This window comes from Shewanella sairae, assembly GCF_023283535.1.
GTDB classification, from domain to species: Bacteria; Pseudomonadota; Gammaproteobacteria; order Enterobacterales; family Shewanellaceae; genus Shewanella; species Shewanella sairae.
Genome location: NZ_JAKILT010000124.1, coordinates 1 through 3,717, shown reverse-complemented (window position 1 = coordinate 3,717; position 3,717 = coordinate 1). Strand labels below are relative to the sequence as shown.

The window sequence follows — 3,717 nt, the reverse complement described above, 5'->3', positions numbered from 1 at the left end:
CACCGACTCTTGCCAAACGAGAGTTTAACATTGAAGTGGAACGCACCATTAGAGAGCTTAATGGTGAACAATGCATTGCCTGGGATGAAGCAAAAGCTGACCAAAAGCAAATATTCTCTACAAGAAGCATGACAGACCGCATTACTGATAAAGACTCCTTAACCCAAGCGCTATGTAAGCATTTAGGGATTGCAGCGCAAAAGGCCAGACAGCAAGGCTCACTCTGTGGTGTCATGATTATATTCGCTCACAACTCACCTTATGATGAAAGACCTAGCGGATTTAAACAGTCACACCAATTTGCCTATCCTACTGCTGATACGCACTTAATGAGTAAAGCGGTAACCCAAGTCGTAGACCAGTGGTTTCAAGCTGGTACGCGCTATTATAAAGTTGGCATTGGATTATTGGATTTAAGCGCTGCCAAAAACAAGCAAGAGGACCTGTTCGCCCCAGTGGCTAATTCAGCGTTAATGAACATCTATGACCAACTCAATAATAAGTATGGCCGTGATGCCGTGTTCGTGGCCGCTCAAGGTATTGCGCCTAAATGGGGAATGCGTAGAGATAGATTAACGCCGCAATACACGACTAAGTGGAGCGATTTACCTAAGATAAAATGCTAGGCTTTCCAACGACTACAATAGCTTTTAGGCGGCAATAGTTTTCATGCTAAGATAAGCTTATGAAAAAAACGACACCTACACCTCATGATGCTTTATTTAAGCAGTTTCTAACCCATCCCGAAACCGCAAGGGATTTGCTTGATATTCATCTCCCCGCAGAACTGCGAGAAATGTGTGACCTATCGACTTTACAGTTGGCGCCTGGGAGTTTCATAGAAGACAACCTACGACCTTATTTTTCAGACGTATTATATTCATTAAAAACATCTCAGGGTGATGGTTACATATATGCGTTGATTGAGCACCAAAGTAAGCCAGATAAAAATATGCCATTCCGGCTTATGCGTTACGCTATTGCGGCAATGCAGCAACACCTTGATGCAGGGCATAAGCACTTACCTTTAGTCATTCCGCTGCAATTTTATCACGGTAAAGAATCGCCTTATCCGTATGATATGAACTGGCTTAAGGGCTTTGCCAACCCAGATATAGCAAAGCGGCTATACACCAACGATTTCCCGTTGGTTGATGTGACGGTAATTTCTGATGATGAAATTATGCAGCATCGACGAATAGCGCTTTTAGAGCTAGTACAGAAACACGCCAGGCATAAAGACATTATGGAATTAGTTGAGCCTCTGGTCAGGTTGCTATTAAGCGATTACACTACGGATAAGCAAGTAAAGTCACTGATGAGCTATTTGCTCCAGGTCGGCGAAACAAGCAACCTAGAAGCCCTAATAACAACACTGGCTTCATCAGTTCCCAAGCACGAGGAAACACTTATGACAATTGCTGAACAATTACGCCAACAAGGGCGACAAGAAGGGCGACAAGAAGGACGTCAAGAAGGCATTCAACTTGGTGAAACCAAGGGACGTCAAGAGGGACGTCAAGAAGCGCTTATTGAAATTGCTAAAAACATGCTGCACAACGGCATGGATCACCAAACCATTATTGACGTTACAGGCTTGAGTACCGAAGATCTCGCATTATTGACTCACTGAACATCAATAAAGTGCCGCTAGAATTTAGCGGCACTTCCTAACGATTAATCAAAGTTATTCACGTCGAATCGTATAAAAAGGACTGACCTTACTTAACATACGATTTAATCGTTAATGCACTTGACGAGTTCCGTCTTCATCAAAATCAAAAAATGAATCGATAGTGTCAGCTATCGCGCTAGTGTATTGGTCCCGACCTTCATCAGAAGAACGCTCACTTCTCGCATCCTTACTCGCCTGCATACATGCTTTATGTAAATGATGATATGTTTCAGGATGGGTGTTTTTTAACGTTTTAAGAAGTTGATTCATTACAATTTCCTGAGCTTCAATTCTAGCGAAAAACTCGTTTCCAGCATCAAACATTGAGCTTTCATCAAAACTATTAATTACGTCGAGAGAGAAGAAGTCAGGATCAAAATTCCCTCCTAACCAGAACAAGGTATCCTCGTAATCCCTATGTTCGGGATCGGCCATAATCTCAAGCAATTGATAATAACCTGGAACACTACCGCAGTTTTCTGGCGGGCAAGCTCTTTCTCCAGCGATACATAATTGTTCACCATCAACGTCATCAGGAGATTTAATTTCCTCCAGTCTGATAGTGTGCTGCCAGTTATCTCCAAAATCATATGTATATGTTAACGTCTGATTTGGAGATGTTAAAATATGCCTAATCCTGACAGTTGATTCATCTTCGAAATCAGCTCCAAACTCGTCCCAGTCAGGATGGTAATCGCTATATAGCTTACTCCCAGCAATAAATTGATGTAAATGCTCGTCTTGCCACCCCATAGCTTTTTGGATCAGCAAATGCAACACATCAAGAGTCACCTCACTTGGAACGAGGATCCGTCTCCAAATCGCGGGTTCTATATCATTTAAAGAAACATGCAGTTGATAAACATGTCGTAGCGGTAACACACCCATAACGTTGAACCAAATAAAAAATAATTGAACATGATATTTTAATATTCGTCATCCTAACAAGCATTGCTGTAAGTATTTTTTAGTATAGAGCGCTTAATTTTCTTTATTTAAAGAATAAAGATTTTGGCACGTCAGTTTGATTTGGGTATGGTTTTCAATGGCAGTTCGCGTAAGGTTAGAATCAGCACAAAGCGAACCATCCAAGTTCACATCTTGATTGGTGCGCGTTAGGTATACCCTAAAGGACTGCGCTAGTCTTGGTAACACGTTTCTGCCCCTTTAAGACTTACAGGCGATAAAAAGCACAGAACTGTTGCGAGCCTGTTGTCCTACTTTTACTAATCGATAGGTAATCATCGAATTACTTTCGATTCAATCTCAATATCAATGCTCACTTTGCAAACTTTCAAGCTCGTTTATCCAACGCCATTCTGATAAAGTGCTATAATCAATGCCTTTTATTGGAGGACCATACTATGTTAGAACTTCTCAGCAAGCTGGAACACCTCATTAAGGCAAACTCGAATAGCGCTGTATTTAATGAAGGCGCTTCTGAAAGTGAACTTGCTGAGCTGGAAGAATTTTTGTCACTAAAATTACCATTCTCATATAGGCAGTTTTTGTTGAAGTATAATGGCGGTTTTATATGCCAGTATTCCAATAAAGCAGAACCAGATTGGAACGAAGGGTCCGAAGCATGGAATAGCCATGAATTTCTTGGTTGCATAGATATCAAAGAATATTATGAGGAAAATCGAAAAATCCAGATAAAGGATTGTAATTGGCAGGGTACGTGGCCTTATATACCGTTTTTCAAAACCGAATCCCAAGAGCTATTAATGTTTGGACCTAAACGATCTGGAGAAATCCCTGTATTGGATGCATTTCATGAACTAGCTCCTTCAGAGTGGAACGTTTTAACTAAGAATTTTGAAGTCCTGCTAGAAGAATACGTATCAAAAGGGGGGAAGATTGAAACTGTATCGAGCTAAAAGCTCCCCTAATACCAACAGTTGCTTTCAGAGCTTTTACTCTTACCGATAATTGTCCGTAAATTAGCTAGTGTAGTGGCATAGTTAATTTGGCCACCTAGTTAGAGGTGATATCATCACCTCATAAGTTAACAGGTGACACTATGACGAAACGTACAAGAA

Annotated in this window: 4 protein-coding genes; 3 read left to right on the top strand and 1 reads right to left on the bottom strand. The window is 41.0% G+C overall.

Features of this window, described 5'->3' with window-relative positions:
* A partial coding sequence (locus L2748_RS23295; RefSeq protein WP_248957796.1) for a DUF4113 domain-containing protein occupies positions 1-626 on the top strand: 626 nt, incomplete at its 5' end.
* Between the two features lie 59 nt (positions 627-685).
* Positions 686-1,633, top strand: coding sequence for an Rpn family recombination-promoting nuclease/putative transposase (locus tag L2748_RS23290; RefSeq protein ID WP_248957795.1), 948 nt, complete (start codon positions 686-688; stop codon positions 1,631-1,633).
* Between the two features lie 111 nt (positions 1,634-1,744).
* Here the strand turns inward: L2748_RS23290 and L2748_RS23285 are convergent, their stop codons facing one another.
* On the bottom strand, positions 1,745-2,563 hold the full coding sequence (locus tag L2748_RS23285; protein WP_220783600.1) for a plasmid pRiA4b ORF-3 family protein: 819 nt from the start codon (positions 2,561-2,563) through the stop codon (positions 1,745-1,747).
* A 476-nt stretch (positions 2,564-3,039) separates the two neighbouring features.
* Between L2748_RS23285 and L2748_RS23280 the strand changes: the two genes are divergently transcribed.
* Positions 3,040-3,555 (top strand): SMI1/KNR4 family protein, encoded by a 516-nt coding sequence (locus L2748_RS23280; protein WP_248957794.1) that lies wholly within the window; start codon positions 3,040-3,042, stop codon positions 3,553-3,555.
* Positions 3,556-3,717 lie beyond the last annotated feature (162 nt).

Coding starts and splice junctions, on each gene's coding strand:
- L2748_RS23290 (WP_248957795.1), top strand. CDS start 686: ATGAAAAAAACGACACCTACACCTCATGATGCTTTATTTAAGCAGTTT.
- L2748_RS23285 (WP_220783600.1), bottom strand. CDS start 2,563: ATGGGTGTGTTACCGCTACGACATGTTTATCAACTGCATGTTTCTTTA.
- L2748_RS23280 (WP_248957794.1), top strand. CDS start 3,040: ATGTTAGAACTTCTCAGCAAGCTGGAACACCTCATTAAGGCAAACTCG.